Here is a 17,739-nt window from a genome sequence, read left to right on the forward strand (position 1 = left end):
TCGCGGCTTTTTTACAGTTGGTTGAGATGCATACGCTGTTTTGATGACCCATGCATGTCGTTCATCGTCATCCACTTCGGCTCTCGTGGAAGTGATTATAGACCTGTTTGGCCACCGCTTCGGAAATTCCTTCGACCGCCATCAGATCGTTGAGACCTGCGCGGGACACGGCCTTTGCGGTGCCGAAATGCTGCAGCAGCTTGCGCTTTCGGCCCGGCCCGATGCCCGCGATTTCGTCGAGCGGGTTCTTGATCATCTCCTTTTTGCGCCGGGCCCGGTGCGAGCCGATCGCGAACCGGTGCGCTTCGTCGCGCATGCGCTGGACGAAGTAGAGGACGGGATCGCGTGGCGGCAGAGAAAAATCGCTGCGGCCGTCGGCAAAGAAGCGTTCGCGGCCGGCATCGCGGTCGACACCTTTGGCCACCCCGATCGCCGTCACCACGTCTCGGATGCCAAGTTCGTCGAGGATGGTGCGCACAGCCGTCATCTGGCCCTGGCCGCCATCAATCAGGATGACATCGGGCCAGGCCGGAAACGCGGCATCGTTGATATCGTCGCTGGTCGCCTCGACGGGTTTCGGCGTCGAGATGCTGCGATCAGGAATGCCTTCTTCCTTGATCAGTCGCGAGAAGCGCCGGGTCATGACCTCGCGCATCATGCCGAAGTCGTCGCCGGGGGTAATGTCGGTCGATTTGATGTTGAACTTGCGGTATTGGCCCTTCACGAATCCTTCCGGACCCGCGACGACCATGCCGCCGACGGCATTGGTGCCCATCATATGCGAGTTATCGTAGATCTCGATGCGCCGGGGCTGGTAGGGCAGGCTGAAAGTTTCGGCGAGACCCTTGAGAAGGCGCGCCTGCGACGATGTTTCGGCCAGCTTGCGGCCATGTGCTTCGCGCGCATTGGCAGCGACGTGATCGACGAGATCGCGCTTTTCTCCACGCTGCGGCACCAGGATCGAGACCTTGTGTCCCGCCTTTTCGGAAAACGCGAGCGCCAGCAGTTCCTGCTCCTCGACCGTTTCCGACAGCAGAATCTGCTTGGGAACCGGCTTGTCGTCATAGAACTGCGCGAGAAACGCGTTGAGGACCTCGGCTCCTGCCATCTGAGGATCGGCCTTCGGGAAATAGGCGCGGTTGCCCCAGTTCTGGCCGGTGCGGAAGAAGAACACCTGGATGCAGGTAAGCCCACCTTCGTGGTGGATGGCGAAGATATCGGCTTCCTCGACGCCGGCCGGATTGATGCCCTGGTGGCTCTGGACGTGGCTGAGCGCTGCCAGCCGATCGCGATAGATTGCGGCGCGCTCGAAATCCATGTCTTCGGAAGCTTCCGACATCTGCCTGGCGATGACGGTCTTCACGTTCTGGCTCTGGCCCGAAAGAAAGTCCGAGGCTTCCTTGACGAGCTCGGCATAGCCCTCGTCGCTGACTTCATGGGTGCAGGGGCCGGAACAGCGTTTGATCTGATACAGAAGACAGGGACGCGTGCGGCTCTCGAACACGCTGTCTGTGCAGGTGCGCAGCAGGAACGCACGCTGTAGCGAGTTGATCGTGCGGCCGACGGCAGAGGCCGATGCGAACGGTCCGAAATACTGGCCTTTGCGGGCGCGGGCGCCTCTGTGTTTCATCAGGGCAGGGGCACGGTGATCGCCGCTGATGAGAATGTATGGAAACGACTTGTCGTCGCGCAGCAGAACGTTGAACCGCGGACGTAGCCGCTTGATGAGGTTCGCTTCAAGCAGCAGCGCCTCGGTCTCCGTCCGCGTCGTGACGAATTCCATATGCGTGGTTTCGCGCACCATGCGGGTGAGGCGGTTGGAATGCAGTCGGCCCTGCGCATAATTGCTGACACGTTTCTTGAGGCTCTTCGCCTTGCCGACATACATCACATCGCCGGCCTCGTTGAACATCCGGTAGACGCCCGGCGCGTTCGGAAGGTGCTTGACGAACTCGGCGATCAGGTCGGCGCCCTTGAGGCCCGTGTCGTGGCGGACAGCCTCGTTCCAGTCGATGGACGTGGTGATAGCCGCAGCGACCGCTTCCGGTGCCAGGGCATCGTCGTCGTCTTCTTCGTTTCCGTCATAAAGAACGCCGCCATCGGGCACATTCTTCGCGTTCATCGCATGTCTCCGCCGGCAGAATCAGTTCAGACGACTATTTCTGCGGGCTCATCTCGTCTTTGTGATCATCCAACCCGAAGAAATCGGCGACTCGGGGCTGAAGCTGTTCGCCAACAGATAGTGTTTTGCCGGCAGCTTTGGAAGCGTGCCACCACGCCTGCATTTCTCTCTCAGCAAACGTGCTCGCGGGGTCCTGGAAGCGAATACGGCAGGAATTCGGCCTCGTTTCGACCGGAAATGACGATTTGCAAGTAGGAGTTCTGCAGGATGCTGTGATGGCGTTGATGCGTTGCTCGTCTAAATTTGAGTTAAACTCGAATAAAGGAGGCTAAATCTCGCGCCTCTCGGAGTCGTGATATGTATCGAGGCTGTTTGACAGCGTTTGTTCGCAATGTTAAGAAACGATCAAGAAATGTAAAATGCTCTATAGTGCGATTAACGTCTCATTATCCTTAACGATATACCTGTGGCGATGAAGCAACATCGAAATTTAGCCGTCTAGCTGCCACAAACAATTCACATTTCGGCTCTTTCAATTCCTCAATTGCCCCCCAAATTCGTCCTCAGCCAGCAGGGAACAAAGCTGTCGTCAACTCTGTTGATGTGACACTTGCCCGGCAGCCTACAGCGCCGATACCCGAAAGGGTGCGCAGGGACGTTGTAGCAATTAGGAATACTCGTGTCGGACCTTCCGAAACCCGAAGTGGTTTTTGAGCCGATGCGCCAAACGGAGAAAAAGGTATGCGTATTCTCGTCGCGACTCTGATGGCCTCGGCTGCCAGCTTTATTGCAATTTCCTCGGCCAGCGCTGCTGACGCCGTCGACCAGATCCCTGCAGCTCCTATGGCTGTTGAAGAAGTCGCACCGGCCGCTACGTGGCAGGGCTTCTACCTCGGCGCCACCGGTTCCTACGACTGGGGCCGTTTCGGCGGTGGCGACTACAATGCCAAGGGTGCAGGCGGCGGTGCTTACACCGGTTACAACTGGCAGAGCGGCCAGGTTGTGTACGGTATCGAAGCTGACGTCGGCTACAACGGCCAGGACGGCAGAACGTCCGGCGGGTATCGTGGCGAAGCTGGCTGGGACGGTTCGGTCCGCGGCCGCGTCGGTTACGACCTCAACCCCTTCCTGATCTACGGTACGGCTGGTGTCGCGCTGCAGAACAACGAACTCAAGGATGCAACGTCGTCTGACGACAAGACATCCGTTGGTTACACGGTCGGCGTCGGTGCTGAAGCATTCGTCACCAGCAACATCACGACCCGTATCGAATATCGCTACACGGACTTCGCAGCCAAGGACTACAGCCTCGACAGCGGCAACGTCTCCAAGGGCTTCGACGACCACAGCGTTAAGGTCGGTATCGGCGTAAAGTTCTAATAAGAACAACAAAAAGCCGGGAGCGTTTCCCGGCTTCTCATCTAAAAGCCCGTTGTCACCAACGGGCTTTTTTCATGCGTGGTTTTCGGTCGGTATAACGGTCAGTCCATCTGGATATTGGCGTTCTTGACGACCGGGGTCCATTTTGCGAGTTCGGCTGTCACGTGTTTACCGAGTTCCTCCGGGGTGGAACCGACGATCTTGGCGCTGAAATCCTTCATCCTCGCGACAACTGCCGGGTCCTGTAGCGCCTTGTTGGCGGCGTCGTTCAGTTTTGCGACCACTTCAGGCGGCGTGCCGGCCGGTGCGAACAGGGCGTTCCAGGTGTAGGTCTCGTAACCCGGTACCGTCTCGGCAATCGTCGGCACGTCCGGGAACGAAGCTGCCCGCTCGGCAGTGGTGACGCCCAGTGCCTTCAGAGTTCCCGCCTTGATATGCGGAGACGAGGAGGGCAGGTTGTCGAACATGATCGAGATCTGGTTGCCGATCAGGTCGTTGAGGGCAGGACCCGCGCCCTTGTAAGGAACATGCTCCATCTTGACGCCGGTCATCGCCTTGAACAATTCGCCCGAGAGATGCAGGGGCGTGCCGTTGCCCGACGACGCGTAAGAATACTTCTCCGGCTCCTTCTTGAGGAGCTCCACCAGTTCCGCCACCGTGTTGACCGGCAGTTTCGGATTGATGACCAGAACGTTCGGCACGATGACCAGTAGCGAGACAGGCGCAAAATCCTTCTCGGGGTCGTAGGGCTTCTGCTTGAGGATCAGCGGGTTGAGCGCGTGGGTCGCAACCGTGCCCATCAGGATCGTGTAACCGTCCGGCTCCGCACGCGCGACGCGGTCGGCGCCGAGATTGCCGCCGGCTCCGGCGACGTTTTCAACCACGATCTGCTGGCCGAGGATATCGCCCATCTTCTGCGCCACGACTCGACCGACAACATCCGTCGATCCGCCGGCTGCAAACGGCACGACGAGGGTGATCGTCTGGTCGGGAAACGACTGGGCCGCAGCCCCGGTGGCTGAAAGTGCTAGTGACATCAGGGACAGAGCCGAGCCTGCAAGGGCTACGGAAAGGCGCAGGGCGGTTCGCCGCGTCAACGCTGATCGCTTCATGAAATTCCTCCGAATTGCTTCAAACGGCCTCCCGCCGTTCTCGTCATAGTAGCGGAGGAAAACCGGAGGGCAAGCGTTTCAATTGCTTGTGCAAATGGGAGAAGGTCTCGAACGACCGGCAGGTTGTGCCAGGATCCGCGGCAACCCAAGAGTTCTAGGGCGGCCGCGGATCTCATTCGGTTCAGGCGTAGGGCTTCATTTCCATATAGGCCGGAAAGCGCTTGGAGAACGTGTCAGGCCAGGAGGCGAGTTCCGGACGACCTTCGGCCCACTGGCCGTTAAAGCGCAGGTCGAGATAACCGATCATAGCGGCAAGCGCGAAATGGCCACCATGCAGCTTCTTGCCGGTCTTCGGCAGGTTCTTTTCCAGATAGTCCAGCCCGCGCACCACCTTGTCCCACTGCTTGTCGATCCAGGGCTGGTGGACCTTTTCCTCCTCGCGCGAGCGACGCTCGTAGACGATCGCGAGAAGGCTATCGGTAATGCCGTCGCAGAGCGCTTCGAGCACTTCCGCCTCGGTCCGCTTCACGTCCTTCTTCGGGTAAAGCTTGCCGCCGGAGTGACGATCGAGGAAGTGCATGATCGCGACGCTGTCATAGACCGGCGGCTCGTTCTTGCGGATCAGAACCGGGATCTTCCCGAGCGGATTGTTGTCGATGAGTTCGGGAGGCGCCGCATTCGTGTCGGTCTTTTCTTCGGTCACGTCGAGACCGAGATGGCGGGCGGCCATGCGAACCTTGACGGAGTAGGGCGAGGCCGGGGAGTGGAGGATCTTCATCGGTATGTCCTTGTTCTGATATCGAGGGCCGCTGGTGTCATCTTGGGCAAGCGGATGTCAGCGGGCCGGAGGAAGCGTAATCTGGCCAATCCGGCAGCCGCGGCGGTCGACCTCCGCGCAATCGCGAAACTGTAGATCCTTGCTAAGGCAGATACGAATTTCATCGAGCTTTTCACCTTCGCAGCTCGCAGCGATACCGCGGCGGGAAAGACCCGGGTTGGCGGACATGAAGGCCTGCTCGATGGCATCAGGGGAAAGCTTGAGCGGGCTTTGCCCGCCAGCAAGGTCCGCCGGAAGTTTGACGTGCTCAAAAGCCTTGCGGACAGTGTCGAAATAGGTTGGCTGGTCGAGGCCGGTGCAGCTTCCATGCTTGCGCCACTGGTGACCGATCAGACCCATCGACGGCATGATGTCGAACAGCTTTTCACCAAGCTGGCGCGGCACGCGATCGGGTTCCGACGAGCGGCAGAAATCCGGGAAGCCGGTTTCGTATTGCGGCCAGAGCCCGTGTACGACGAAGCGGAAACGCTTGTCGGTGCCGCATTGCTGCCGGTTGCGGCCTCCGTCATCGGATGCGCAGAAGGTTGGCGACCAGGACAGAGAGAGGACGTAGAAATCGAAAGCGCCCGCACGGTCCTCGGAGCCTTGCTGACCCCGGTTGCGCTGCCGCTCCTGCGCCGTCGACGCAGTAGTGAAGGCGAGAAGGACGACGAGGCCTGCAAGGGCGGCGAACAAGCGTTTCATGGTGGGCGGCCTCCAGTCGCGCCGCACCATGAAAGGGATGCGCCGACGGGTCAAGCCTCGGCGTCGGTGTGTTCACCTCTTATCCAGAAGCATCGCTGCGAGGCGTAACGATCCTGTGCCAGCGCCGTCTTTATCGGGGGCAGGATCGTATGCAGCTCATCCTTGAGCGTGAAAGGCGGGTTGACGATGACGAGGCCCGAGCCGTTCAGGCCGGCTAGATCCCGGTCGCTTTTCACGGTCAGCTCGACGCAGAGCATTTTGGGGATATCCAGCGCGTTCAGCTGCTCGTGAAAATCCTTGATCGGTGCGCCCTTCTTCATCGGGTACCAGAGGCAATAGGTGCCGCCGGAGAACTTGCGATAGGCATTGGCGAGACCCTTGACCATCCGGTCGTACTCGCCTTCCTCCTCGAAGGGCGGATCGATCAGCACGATGCCGCGCTTTTCCTTCGGCGGCAGATGCGCGCCGAGCGCCAGCCAGCCGTCGAGTTCGGTCACACGTGCCTGGTAGTCGCCTTCGAACAGGCGCGACAGGCGGGCAAAGTCTTCCGGATGCAGCTCCATTGCCGAGAGACGGTCCTGCGGGCGAAACAGCATGCGGGCGAGTTTCGGTGAGCCGGGATAGAACTTGACGCCACCCTTCGGGTTCAGTTCCTTCACGGCGCCCAGATAGGGCGCAAGGATTTCGGCCACTTCGGGAGAAAACTCCGCATCGACCAGCTTGCCGATGCCGTCGAGCCATTCGCCGGTCTTCTGCGCTTCTTCGGAGGATAAGTCGTAAAGCCCGATGCCCGCATGCGTATCGAGGAAGCGGAACGCCTTGTCCTTGTTCTGCGCATAGAGAACAAGCCGCGAAAGAACGACGTGCTTGAGGACGTCGGCGAAATTGCCTGCGTGGTAGATGTGCCGATAGTTCATCTCAGCTTGTGTCTCGCTTGAATAAAATTGATGCACTGCAAATGGCGCTTTTTGCATCCGTCGCCATGCCATATAGAAAAGCCATGAACGTTGCGACCCCCATTCCCGAAAGCCCCGTCGTCGGTCACAATTCCGTCGGCCATACCGTCTGTCCGCATGACTGTCCGAGCGCCTGTGCGCTGGATGTCGATCTGACTGCGGATGGCAGGATCGGTCGTGTCCGCGGCTCGTCCGACAACAGCTACACGGCCGGCGTCATCTGCGCCAAGGTCGCGCGCTATACCGAACGCATCTATCATCCCGGCCGCCTGATGGTGCCACAGCGCCGCATGGGTGCCAAGGGCGAAGGGCTCTGGCAGGAGATCTCCTGGGAAGCCGCGCTCGACGAGATCGCCGACGCTTTCGTCAAGGCCGAAGCGAAGCACGGGTCCGAAGCGGTGTGGCCCTATTTCTACGCTGGAACGATGGGGCAGGTGCAGCGCGATTCGATCGAGCGCCTTCGCCATGCCAAGAAATATTCCGGCTTCATGGGGACGATCTGCACCAACATGGCCTGGACCGGTTATGTGATGGGCACCGGCGCCCTGCGCGGCCCCGATCCGCGCGAGATCGCAAAATCCGATTGCGTCGTGATCTGGGGAACCAATGCGGTCTCCACCCAGGTCAATGTGATGACCCATGCGATCAAGGCCCGCAAACAGCGCGGCGCCAAGATCGTCGTCATCGACATCTACGACAATCCGACAATGAAACAGGCCGACGTCAAGCTGGTGCTGCGCCCCGGCACCGATGCAGCACTCGCCTGCGCCGTGATGCATGTCGCCTTCCGCGACGGCTATGCCGACCGCGCCTATATGGCGAAATATGCCGATGATCCGGCAGGCCTCGAAGCGCATCTGAGAAGCCGCACGCCGGAATGGGCGTCGGCGATCACGGGCCTCACCGTCGAGGAAATCGAAGGATTCGCCAGGCTTGTCGGCACCACTGCGAAGAGTTTCTTCCGTTTGGGCTATGGGTTTTCCCGTCAGCGCAACGGTACGGCGGCGATGCACGCGGCGCTGTCGATCTCGACCGTGCTCGGCTCCTGGCGACACGAAGGCGGCGGCGCCTTCCACAACAACGGCGAGATCTACCGGTTCAACAAAGCCGAGCTGATGGGCACGGCCTACAAGGATCCGGACATCCGCATGCTTGACCAGTCGCAGATCGGCCGCGTTCTGACCGGGGACGCGGAAGCGCTGCGTCATCGCGGACCGGTAACGGCGCTGCTGATCCAGAACACCAACCCGATGAACGTTGCGCCGGAACAGCGCCTCGTGCGCGAAGGCTTTCTGCGCGACGATCTTTTCACCGCCGTCCACGAGCAGTTCATGACCGATACGGCCAAGGTCGCCGATATCGTTCTGCCCGCGACCATGTTCCTCGAGCATGACGACCTTTATCGCGGCGGCGGGCATCAACATATCCTGCTCGGCCCGAAACTGGTCGAACCACCGGCAACGGTGCGCACCAACCTTTTCGTCATCGAGGAAGTGGCAAAGCGTCTCGGCGTCGACGGGTTTGCCGGCTTCGGCATGGATGAGCGCACCCATATCGACCGTATCCTGAGCGCCAGCGGTTGGGGATCCTATGACGCGCTGAAGGCCGACAAGTGGATCGATGCGCAACCGGATTTCGACACTGCGCATTACATCAACGGCTTCGGCTATCCGGACGGCAAATTCCGCTTCAGCCCCGACTGGATCAATGGCCCATCGCCGGACCGGACGCCCGATAGCGTCGGTCCGCTCGGGCCGCATGGGCAGTTGCCACGTTTTCCGGACCAGGTCGACGTGATCGAGACGGCCGACGCCGAGCATCCGTTCCGCCTCGCGACCTCGCCGTCGCGCAGCTTCCTCAATTCATCCTTTGCCGAGACCAAAAGCTCGGTGGAGAAGGAAGGGCGGCCGGACGTGATGATCGATCCGACGGACGCCGCACGTCTCGACATCGTTGACGGCGATATAGTCACGCTCGGCAACCGTCGGGGCGAGATCCGTCTGCATGCGAGACTCGTGGCCGGCGCGAAACCGGGAGTGCTGATCGCCGAAGGACTGTGGCCCAACGACGCGCATCTCGACGGCGAGGGCATCAACGTCCTCACCGGCGCCGACCCGGTGGCGCCTTTCGGAGGTGCTGCCGTGCACGACAACAAGGTCTGGCTACGCAGGGAAATCGCATGAGCGACGTGAATGACCGGGTGAAGATCGTCAGCGATACGACGCTGTCGCAGGGCTGGACGCGGCTTTCCGATTATCAACTCGACTATACCGATCGCAACGGCGAGACGCAGCGGATCAAGCGCGAGGTTTTCCATCGCACGCCGGCCGCCTGCATCCTGCTACATGACCGCGAACGCGATATCGTCGTCCTCGTCAAACAGTTCCGGCTGCCCGCGCATCTCATCGGCGAGCCGTCCTTCATGATCGAGGTCCCGGCCGGCCTTCTTGATGGCGAAGACGCCGAAGACGCGATCCGCCGCGAGGCGATGGAGGAGACCGGCTACCGGATCCGCGACGTGCGTTTCGTCTTCAAGGCACTGACGTCGCCGGGCTCCGTGACCGAGGTCATCCACTTCTTCCACGCCTCGATCGATCTTTCCGACCGGATCAACGAGGGTGGCGGGCTCGCCGACGAGCACGAGGATATAGAAGTGCTTGAGCTTCCGCTCGACAAGGCCGTCACGATGATCACCGACGGCGAGATCATCGATGCCAAGACAATCATGCTGCTGCAGTGGGCCGTGCTTAACCGGGCGGCGCTTTAGGCCCGCACGAGGCTGCACCCGGCCGACGGGGCTGCCGCGATCAACTGCTTGTCGAGCGTTGCGAGTTCGAGGTTTTCCTCGAGCGACAGCGCAAGATAGGCGGCGTCGTAGGCGGATAGCTGGTACCGTGTCGCAAGGTCGAGAATAACGCCGTCATCCTCGACAGCGACCGTCGATATGTTGAGCTTGCGCAGCTTCGCCAAGCCTTCGAGGACGAGGTCGAACGAGATGCGCTGACGCCTGTATGCGACCATCAGCACGTTCCGCACTTCGTACCAGAGCAGTTGTGGCGCGATTGCCTCGGAAGTCTGCAGGCGAGCAAAGGCTGCATCTGCGATTGGATGACGTTCGTCTGGAAGGATCCAGCTGCAAACCACGGATGCGTCTGCAACGAATGCCGTCACTATCGGCGACCTTCCTTTTTCCACTCAACGATTTCCTCGGCAGTTGCCGACGGCATCCTGTCGCGGAAAGCGATGATGTCTTCGATCACTGCCCGCCGCCGCGCGAGTTGTTCTTCGGTGAACTCAGCATTCATACCGGGCGTGGCCGCGATCGGGCTGAGCCGCGCGACGGGTGTTTCGCCACGCGCAATCACCACCTCCTGGCCGGCTTCGACGAGGGGCAGGAGCTCGGAAAGTTCGGTTTTCGCATCACCCAGCTTGACCGTGATCGTCATCTCACACCTCCGGTTCAATCCAAGGTAGTCCGCGCCAAGCCGGTCGTCAAATGGCTGGTCGTTGGGAGGGATGCATCGCTTCCATGTCGGGGAACAATTGCCAGAGACCTCCCGTTAGACTGGTTCCATTGCCAGAAGAAGGGATGCAAAGATGACCATGATCACCACCCGCGACGGAACGCAGCTTTATGTCAAGGACTGGGGTCCGAAGACCGGCCGTCCCGTCATCATGATGCACGGTTGGCCGCTGACATCGGACACCTGGGACGATTTCGCGGTGGTGGCGGCTGACGCCGGTTTCCGCGCCATCTCCTATGACCGACGCGGGTTCGGCCGCTCAGAGCAGCCGTGGGACGGGTACGAGTACGATACGCTGGCCGATGATCTCGCCGATGTCATCGAAGCGACCGGCGCTAAGGATGCCGCGCTGTTCGGCTTTTCCATGGGCGGTGGCGAGGTTGCCCGCTACATGTCGCGCCACGGCGGCAAGGGCGTCTCCAAGGCCGCGCTGATCGCCTCGGTCGTGCCCTACATGACGCAGACGTCCGACAACCCTGATGGTGTGCCGCAGTCGGTGTTCGACGAAATGACGGCCGGCATGAAGGAAGACCGGGCGAATTTCTTCCAGGGCTTCCTGAAGAGCTTTTACGGCGTCGGCGTGTTCACCGGATCGGTGAGTGAGGCCGTGCTCGACTGGTCGTTCCAGCAGACGATGATGGCGGGTCTGCGGCCAACGCTTGCTTGCGCCAAGGCCTTCTCCTCGACGGACTTCCGTCCGGACCTACCGAGCTTCAAGGTGCCGACGCTGATCATCCACGGAACAGGTGACCAGACCGTGCCGATCGAAACGTCCGGCCGTGCCGCCGCCGCCGCAATCCCCGGCGCGACGCTGATCGAATACGACGGCGCGCCTCACGGACTGTTCGCCTCGAACAAGCAGCAGCTGACGGATGACCTGATGGCGTTCCTGCGCAGCTAACACGAATGGCCGCACGCCGGATGGTTATGTCCGGCGTGCGGCCAAGATGTACACGAACGCTGTGATTAAAACTCTGCCCTGCCGGCGCGTAAGCTGACGCCGCCGGTCGCCAGAAGCGCGAGTGCTTCCGGATAGATCTGGTGCTCGACGGTCAGTACCCGCGCAGCCACAGTGTCAGGCGTATCGCCGTTCTGAATGGGAACGCAGGCCTGGGCCACGATCGGGCCTTCATCCATGCCCTCGGTCACGAAATGAACCGTGCACCCGGCAACCTTCATCCCGGCATCGAGCGCCCGCTGATGCGTGTGCAGGCCTGGGAAGAGCGGCAGGATCGACGGGTGTATATTGAGTATCCGGCCCTCGTAGCGGGAAATGAAGTCCCCCGAAATCAGCCGCATGTAACCCGCAAGGCAGATGATGTCAGGCGCTATTTCCGCCAGTGCCTCTAGGATCGCGGCCTCGTGCTCGGCCTTGCCGGCATAGGACTTGCGCTCGAAGGCAAGTGTCTGGATGCCGCGCGCTTCAGCCTTTGCAAGCCCCCCGGCCTGCGGTTTGTCGGATATGACGGCAACGATCTCGGCCGGGAAGCCTGGGTCTTCACAGGCATCCGCCAGCGACAGCATGTTGGAGCCGCCGCCGGAAATGAACACGACGACGCGCTTCTTCTGCACGCTGGCGAGTGCGTCGCTCATAGACCGAGCGTGCCCTTGTAGACGACGCCGGCGTCGCCTTCCGCACGGTCGATCATGCGGCCGAGAGGGACGACGATTTCACCTTCGCGGGTCAGCACATCGGTCACCGTCTGCGCGTTTTCGGCCGATACGACGACGATCATGCCGATGCCGCAGTTGAAGGTCCGCAGCATTTCCTTCGGCTCGACGCCGCCGGTCTTTGCCAGCCACGAAAACACGGGCGGCACGGGGATCGAGTCGAGATCGACTTCGGCCGCCAGGTTCTTCGGCAGCACGCGCGGAATGTTTTCCGGAAAGCCGCCGCCGGTGATGTGGGCGAGCGCCTTCAGGGCCCCGGTTTCGCGGATCGCCTTCAACAGCGGCTTCACGTAGATGCGGGTCGGCGTCAGCAGCGCTTCGCCGAGCGACTTGCCGTCGAAGAATGGGGCAGGCGCGTCCCAGCCGAGGCCCGAGATGGAGACGATCTTGCGCACCAGCGAGAAACCGTTGGAATGCACGCCCGACGAGGTGAGGCCGAGAATGACGTCGCCGGCGGCCAGATCGCCGACCGGCAGAAGCTGGCCGCGTTCGGCTGCACCCACGGCAAAGCCGGCAAGATCGTAGTCGCCATCGGAATACATGCCCGGCATTTCCGCCGTCTCGCCGCCGATCAGCGCGCAGCCTGCATCCACGCAGCCCGCCGCGATCCCCTTGACGATGGCAGCGCCCTGGTCCGGATCAAGCTTGCCGGTGGCGAAGTAATCAAGGAACAGCAGCGGTTCTGCGCCCTGCACGACGAGATCGTTGACGCACATGGCGACGAGATCGATGCCGACGGTGTCGTGGAAATTGGCGTCGATCGCGATTTTCAGCTTGGTGCCGACGCCGTCATTGGCGGCCACCAGGATCGGATCGGTAAAGCCTGCAGCTTTCAGGTCGAACAGGCCGCCGAAGCCGCCGATTTCGCCATCCGCGCCGGGACGGCGGGTTGAGCGTACCGCCGGCTTGATCTTCTCGACCATCAGGTTGCCCGCGTCGATATCGACACCGGCATCGCTATAGGTGAGACCGTTCTTGCCCGTCTCGCTCATCGTAATTCTCCGTTGGGACATGCCGCGCGAACCGAAGATCGAGACCTTTCGGCGTGCAGCGGCTGCGCAAAAATCTCCGGCCCGCCATTGCATGACATGGCGGAGGATGCAAGCAGAAGCGTGGGTTTTCAAGGCTTTTCACAGGCCAGACCGTCGGCCGACGCGGCGAAGTCGATGCCGATCTTGACCTTACCCGGTCCGGGCTCATATGCGTGATACCGGGAATGCAGTGCAAAAAGGACGTAAAGATGCCCTATCATATCAGCGGAGCGAGCCTTCGCCGCCATGTCTTCTTCTGGGCAGCCGTTCTTTTCATCTTTGCGCTGTTCCTGTGGTTTTTCAGCTCCATCCTTCTGCCCTTCGTTGCGGGCATGGCGCTCGCCTATTTCCTCGATCCCGTCGCAGACTGGCTGCAGCGCCGCGGACTGAGCCGGATGATGGCTTCCGTGCTGATCCTGGTCTCGTTCGTCACCGTGTTTGCCCTGTCGCTGATGCTGGTCATCCCGATCATCGTCACGCAGTTCACCCAGTTCGCCGCCGCGTTGCCGGGTTACATCACCCAGTTGCAGCAGATCATTTCGAACCCGGAGAACTCGTTCCTGCCGAGCTGGGTCTCCAGCCAGATCGAGACCGTCAAACAGAATTTCTCCGAAGTGCTGAGCCAGGGCGCCGGTTTCATCGGTACCCTGTTCGCGCAGATCTGGAACTCCGGCAAGGCGATCGTCGACGTCGTGTCGCTTCTGATCGTTACCCCGGTCGTCGCCTTCTATCTGCTGCTGGACTGGGACCGGATGGTATCGAAGGTCGATAGCTGGATCCCGCGCGATCAGGTCCAGACGGTGCGCGATATCGCCCGCGACATGGATGGATCCGTCGCCGGCTTTATTCGCGGGCAGGGATCGCTCTGCCTCATCCTCGGCATCTACTATGCAGTCGGTCTGTCGCTGGTGGGCCTGAATTTCGGCCTGCTGATCGGCTTCGTCGCCGGCATGATCTCGTTCATTCCCTATATCGGTTCGATGATCGGGCTGATCATGGCGATCGGTGTGGCGCTCGTACAGTTCTGGCCGGACTATCTGTGGATCATGGCGGTCGCTGCCGTGTTCTTCTCCGGCCAGTTCCTGGAAGGCAATATCCTGCAGCCGAAGCTGGTCGGCGAAAGCGTCGGTCTGCATCCGGTCTGGCTGATGTTTGCGCTGTTTGCCTTCGGTGCCATGTTCGGCTTTGTCGGTCTTCTTCTGGCCGTGCCCGCTGCGGCAGTCGTCGGCGTGCTTGTCCGCTTCGCGATCTCAAGGTATCTTGACAGCGATCTCTATTACGGCCGATCGGTAGATCTGCCGTGGGAAGGGGCGCCACAGGCCGTGGTCAATGAAAATACCGGCATGCAGCGTCTCGATGCTCCCAAGAGCGACCAGAAAGACATCTGAAAAGCGAATGACCGGATCGAGCGAACGCGACCAGCGCAGAAGCGAACAGCTTCCGCTGCAATTCACCCATGATTCCGCGCAGAGCCGGGATGATCTCCTGGTCTCCGAACGGCTGGCCGCCGCGGTCTCGATCGTCGATGAATGGCCGGCTTGGCCATCGCCCGTTGTCATCCTCGCCGGCCCGATCGGTTCCGGAAAATCGCATCTCGCCCAGATTTGGCGGGAGCGGGCAGGGGCTGCCGAGATCCAGCCGATCTCGGGTTCGAATGCAGCAACTGTCGCAGCGGACGGCCCGGTGCTGTTTGAGGACGCCGATCGGCGCGACTTCGACGAGACGACGCTTTTCCACGTCATCAATGCCGTGCGCCAGAATGGCCGCACTTTGTTGATGACATCGCGTCTATGGCCGATGTCCTGGTCCGTGACGCTGCCAGACCTCAAATCACGGCTGAAGGCTGCGACCGTGGTGGAAATCGGCGAGCCCGATGAGGAATTGCTGGCGCAGGTCATGGTAAAACTGTTTGCCGACCGTCAGCTTTATATTGATGACAAACTTCTCAGTTACATCGTCACCAGGATGGAGCGATCCCTGGGCGCTGCGCAGACCATCGTCGACCGGCTTGACCGGTTGGCATTGGCGCGCGGGACCCGGATCACCCGTCCTCTGGCAACCGAAGTCCTCAAGGATTTCGGCAGTGCCGTACCGAATGATTAGCAACGTCTGCGCCGGCAATTGACTATGACGGTCGCGTCGTCAAACGTATCGCACGGCCCCACGCATACCGGTTATGGGGCTGGCTCTGGGATGGATGAAGATGGAATCGATGACGACCGAGATTGAGCAGCCCAAAAAGGGCGAGGCAGCCAGCAGGGACGAAGCGGTGGATATGGGTGAGGCGCTGCTTTCCAGCCCCGAGCGGTTCATCAACCGCGAGTTTTCCTGGCTGCAGTTCAACCGCCGCGTTCTCGAGGAAACGCTGAACGCGTCGCATCCGCTTCTGGAGCGCATCCGCTTCCTGTCGATCTCGGCTGCAAACCTCGACGAATTCTTCATGGTGCGCGTTGCCGGTCTTGAGGGGCAGGTCCGCCAGGGCATCGTCATCAAGAGCCCCGATGGCAAGACGCCGGCAGAACAGCTGGATGCGATCCTGCAGGAAATCGACAATCTGCAGATGGAGCAGCAGGCCTCGCTCGCCGTGTTACAGCAGTATCTGGCGCAGGAAGAGATTCTGATCGTCCGTCCGGCAGCACTTTCGGACGAAGACCGTAACTGGCTGTCCGGGACGTTCGACGACGAGCTGTTCCCGATCCTGACACCGCTTTCGATCGATCCGGCGCATCCGTTCCCGTTCATCCCCAATCTTGGCTTCTCGATGGGGCTGCAATTGCACAGCCTGAACGGCAAGGAGCCGATGACGGGTCTTCTGCGCCTGCCGACGACGCTTGACCGCTTCATCCGTCTGCCCGACGACGCAAACACGATCCGCTACATCACGCTCGAAGATGCGGTCGCCATGTTTACCGACCGGCTTTTCCCCGGTTACGAGGTCAAGGGCGGCGGTACGTTCCGCATCATCCGCGACAGCGATCTCGAAGTCGAGGAAGAAGCCGAGGATTTGGTCCGCTTCTTCGAGACGGCGCTCAAGCGCCGCCGTCGCGGCAAGGTCATCCGCATCGAGACCGATTCGGAAATGCCGGCGGAACTGCGCCAGTTCGTGGTGCAGGAACTCGGGGTTCCGGACAACCGCGTCGCGGTCTTGCCGGGTCTTCTGGCACTTAACACGCTGTCGGAAATCACCAAGGCGCCGCGCGACGATCTGCGGTTCGAAAGCTACAACGCCCGATTTCCCGAACGCGTCCGCGAACACGCCGGAGACTGCCTCGCCGCCATCCGCGAAAAGGACATGGTGGTCCACCACCCGTACGAGAGTTTCGACGTTGTGGTGCAGTTTCTTCTTCAGGCAGCCCGTGACCCCGACGTCCTCGCCATCAAGCAGACCCTCTACAGAACCTCCAACGACAGCCCCATCGTCCGAGCCCTGATCGATGCGGCCGAGGCCGGCAAGTCGGTCACGGCGCTGGTCGAGTTGAAGGCACGCTTCGACGAAGAGGCCAACATCCGCTGGGCGCGAGACCTGGAACGCGCCGGCGTGCAGGTCGTTTTCGGCTTTATCGAGCTCAAGACACATTCGAAGATGTCGATGGTGGTGCGCCGTGAGGACGGCAAGCTGAGAACTTATTGCCACCTTGGTACCGGCAACTACCATCCCATCACCGCAAAGATCTACACGGACCTTTCCTTCTTCACCTGCAACCCGAAGATCGCCCACGACATGGCGAATATCTTCAACTTTATCACCGGTTACGGCGAGCCGAAGGAAAGCACCACGATCGCCATGTCGCCCTACACGCTGCGACCGCGCATTCTCAAACACATCGAGGAAGAGATCGCGCACGCGAAGGCGGGAGCTCCGGCCGCGATCTGGATGAAGATGAATTCACTGGTCGATCCGGAGATTATCGACGCGCTTTATCGCGCCAGCCGCGCCGGCGTCGAAATCGATCTGGTCATCCGCGGCATCTGCTGCCTGCGCCCGCAGGTGCCGGGTCTTTCCGACAATATCCGCGTCAAATCGATCGTCGGGCGCTTCCTCGAACACAGCCGCATCTTCTGCTTCGGCAACGGTTACGGCCTGCCTTCGGACAAGGCTCTGCTCTACATCGGGTCCGCCGACATGATGCCCCGAAACCTCGATCGCCGCGTCGAAACGCTGGTGCCGCTGCTCAATCCGACCGTGCACGAGCAGGTTCTTTCACAGATCATGCTGGGCAATCTCATTGACAATCAACAGAGCTACGAGATATTGGCGGACGGTACGTCAAGGCGCATGGAAGTGCGCAAGGGTGAAGAACCGTTCAACGCGCAGCATTATTTCATGACCAATCCTAGCCTCTCGGGGCGTGGTGAAGCCCTGAAATCCAGCGCTCCGAAACTGATTGCCGGCGTCATGTCCGGACGCAAAAAGTAGCCGG

General features: G+C 60.8%; 16 protein-coding genes. 7 read left to right on the top strand and 9 right to left on the bottom strand.

The genetic code is table 11. The features are described 5' to 3' along the window. Positions 1-67: 67 nt before the first annotated feature. Positions 68-2,122 carry an excinuclease ABC subunit UvrC gene (uvrC, locus tag G6K99_RS05645; RefSeq protein ID WP_174195946.1) on the bottom strand — a complete coding sequence of 685 codons (2,055 nt, stop codon included), beginning with the start codon at positions 2,120-2,122 and terminating at the stop codon, positions 68-70. A gap of 741 nt (positions 2,123-2,863) precedes the next feature. On the opposite strand from uvrC, the gene G6K99_RS05650 reads away from it, so the two are divergent. Then, positions 2,864-3,502, top strand: coding sequence for an outer membrane protein (locus G6K99_RS05650; RefSeq protein ID WP_062453311.1), 639 nt, complete (start codon positions 2,864-2,866; stop codon positions 3,500-3,502). Between the two features lie 101 nt (positions 3,503-3,603). On the opposite strand, the gene G6K99_RS05655 is transcribed toward G6K99_RS05650, so the two are convergent. The 4 genes from G6K99_RS05655 to G6K99_RS05670 all read right to left on the bottom strand — a co-directional run bounded on the left by G6K99_RS05655 (position 3,604) and on the right by G6K99_RS05670 (position 7,053). Then, positions 3,604-4,614, bottom strand: a complete 1,011-nt coding sequence (locus G6K99_RS05655; RefSeq protein ID WP_062453310.1) for a tripartite tricarboxylate transporter substrate binding protein — start codon at positions 4,612-4,614, stop codon at positions 3,604-3,606. 181 nt (positions 4,615-4,795) lie between these two features. Next, the gene (locus G6K99_RS05660) at positions 4,796-5,392 is read right to left on the bottom strand and encodes a glutathione S-transferase family protein (RefSeq protein WP_062453309.1); all 597 of its coding nucleotides are present in this window, start codon (positions 5,390-5,392) and stop codon (positions 4,796-4,798) included. Between the two features lie 57 nt (positions 5,393-5,449). Continuing rightward, a complete protein-coding gene (locus G6K99_RS05665; protein ID WP_062453308.1) occupies positions 5,450-6,136 on the bottom strand; it encodes a ribonuclease in 687 nt (228 codons plus the stop codon). A 50-nt stretch (positions 6,137-6,186) separates the two neighbouring features. Beyond that, positions 6,187-7,053, bottom strand: coding sequence for a 23S rRNA (adenine(2030)-N(6))-methyltransferase RlmJ (locus tag G6K99_RS05670; RefSeq protein ID WP_174195947.1), 867 nt, complete (start codon positions 7,051-7,053; stop codon positions 6,187-6,189). Positions 7,054-7,136: 83 nt separating this feature from the next. On the opposite strand from G6K99_RS05670, the gene G6K99_RS05675 reads away from it, so the two are divergent. Both G6K99_RS05675 and G6K99_RS05680 read left to right on the top strand, forming a co-directional pair. Continuing rightward, positions 7,137-9,275: a molybdopterin-dependent oxidoreductase gene (locus G6K99_RS05675; RefSeq protein ID WP_174195948.1), complete on the top strand. Its 2,139-nt coding sequence runs from the start codon at positions 7,137-7,139 to the stop codon at positions 9,273-9,275. After that, on the top strand, positions 9,272-9,859 hold the full coding sequence (locus G6K99_RS05680; protein ID WP_092661914.1) for an NUDIX domain-containing protein: 588 nt from the start codon (positions 9,272-9,274) through the stop codon (positions 9,857-9,859). The genes G6K99_RS05675 and G6K99_RS05680 overlap by 4 nt, the downstream gene beginning before the upstream one ends. Here G6K99_RS05680 and G6K99_RS05685 read toward each other — a convergent pair. Next, positions 9,856-10,263 carry a type II toxin-antitoxin system VapC family toxin gene (locus G6K99_RS05685; protein ID WP_062453304.1) on the bottom strand — a complete coding sequence of 136 codons (408 nt, stop codon included), beginning with the start codon at positions 10,261-10,263 and terminating at the stop codon, positions 9,856-9,858. The two genes, G6K99_RS05680 and G6K99_RS05685, sit on opposite strands and share 4 nt — an antisense overlap. Next, complete coding sequence (locus G6K99_RS05690; protein ID WP_062453303.1) at positions 10,263-10,538, bottom strand: type II toxin-antitoxin system Phd/YefM family antitoxin; 276 nt, start codon at positions 10,536-10,538, stop codon at positions 10,263-10,265. The genes G6K99_RS05685 and G6K99_RS05690 overlap by 1 nt, the downstream gene beginning before the upstream one ends. 151 nt (positions 10,539-10,689) lie before the next feature. Between G6K99_RS05690 and G6K99_RS05695 the strand changes: the two genes are divergently transcribed. Beyond that, positions 10,690-11,517, top strand: a complete 828-nt coding sequence (locus G6K99_RS05695) for an alpha/beta fold hydrolase (RefSeq protein WP_174195949.1) — start codon at positions 10,690-10,692, stop codon at positions 11,515-11,517. A gap of 65 nt (positions 11,518-11,582) precedes the next feature. On the opposite strand, the gene purN is transcribed toward G6K99_RS05695, so the two are convergent. Both purN and purM read right to left on the bottom strand, forming a co-directional pair. Further along, a complete protein-coding gene (gene purN / locus G6K99_RS05700) occupies positions 11,583-12,209 on the bottom strand; it encodes a phosphoribosylglycinamide formyltransferase (protein WP_174195950.1) in 627 nt (208 codons plus the stop codon). Beyond that, complete coding sequence (purM, locus tag G6K99_RS05705) at positions 12,206-13,279, bottom strand: phosphoribosylformylglycinamidine cyclo-ligase (protein WP_113111070.1); 1,074 nt, start codon at positions 13,277-13,279, stop codon at positions 12,206-12,208. The genes purN and purM overlap by 4 nt, the downstream gene beginning before the upstream one ends. Positions 13,280-13,527: 248 nt before the next feature. Between purM and G6K99_RS05710 the strand changes: the two genes are divergently transcribed. The 3 genes from G6K99_RS05710 (at position 13,528) to G6K99_RS05720 (ending at position 17,735) form a co-directional block, all read left to right on the top strand. Further along, positions 13,528-14,706, top strand: coding sequence for an AI-2E family transporter (locus G6K99_RS05710; protein WP_062453299.1), 1,179 nt, complete (start codon positions 13,528-13,530; stop codon positions 14,704-14,706). 7 nt (positions 14,707-14,713) lie between these two features. Beyond that, positions 14,714-15,421: a DnaA regulatory inactivator HdaA gene (gene hdaA / locus G6K99_RS05715; protein ID WP_174195951.1), complete on the top strand. Its 708-nt coding sequence runs from the start codon at positions 14,714-14,716 to the stop codon at positions 15,419-15,421. Between the two features lie 100 nt (positions 15,422-15,521). Further along, a complete protein-coding gene (locus G6K99_RS05720; protein WP_174195952.1) occupies positions 15,522-17,735 on the top strand; it encodes an RNA degradosome polyphosphate kinase in 2,214 nt (737 codons plus the stop codon). The last annotated feature ends 4 nt before the right edge of the window (positions 17,736-17,739 follow it).

The organism is Neorhizobium sp. AL 9.2.2 (assembly GCF_013317225.1).
Classification (GTDB): Bacteria; Pseudomonadota; Alphaproteobacteria; order Rhizobiales; family Rhizobiaceae; genus Neorhizobium; species Neorhizobium soli.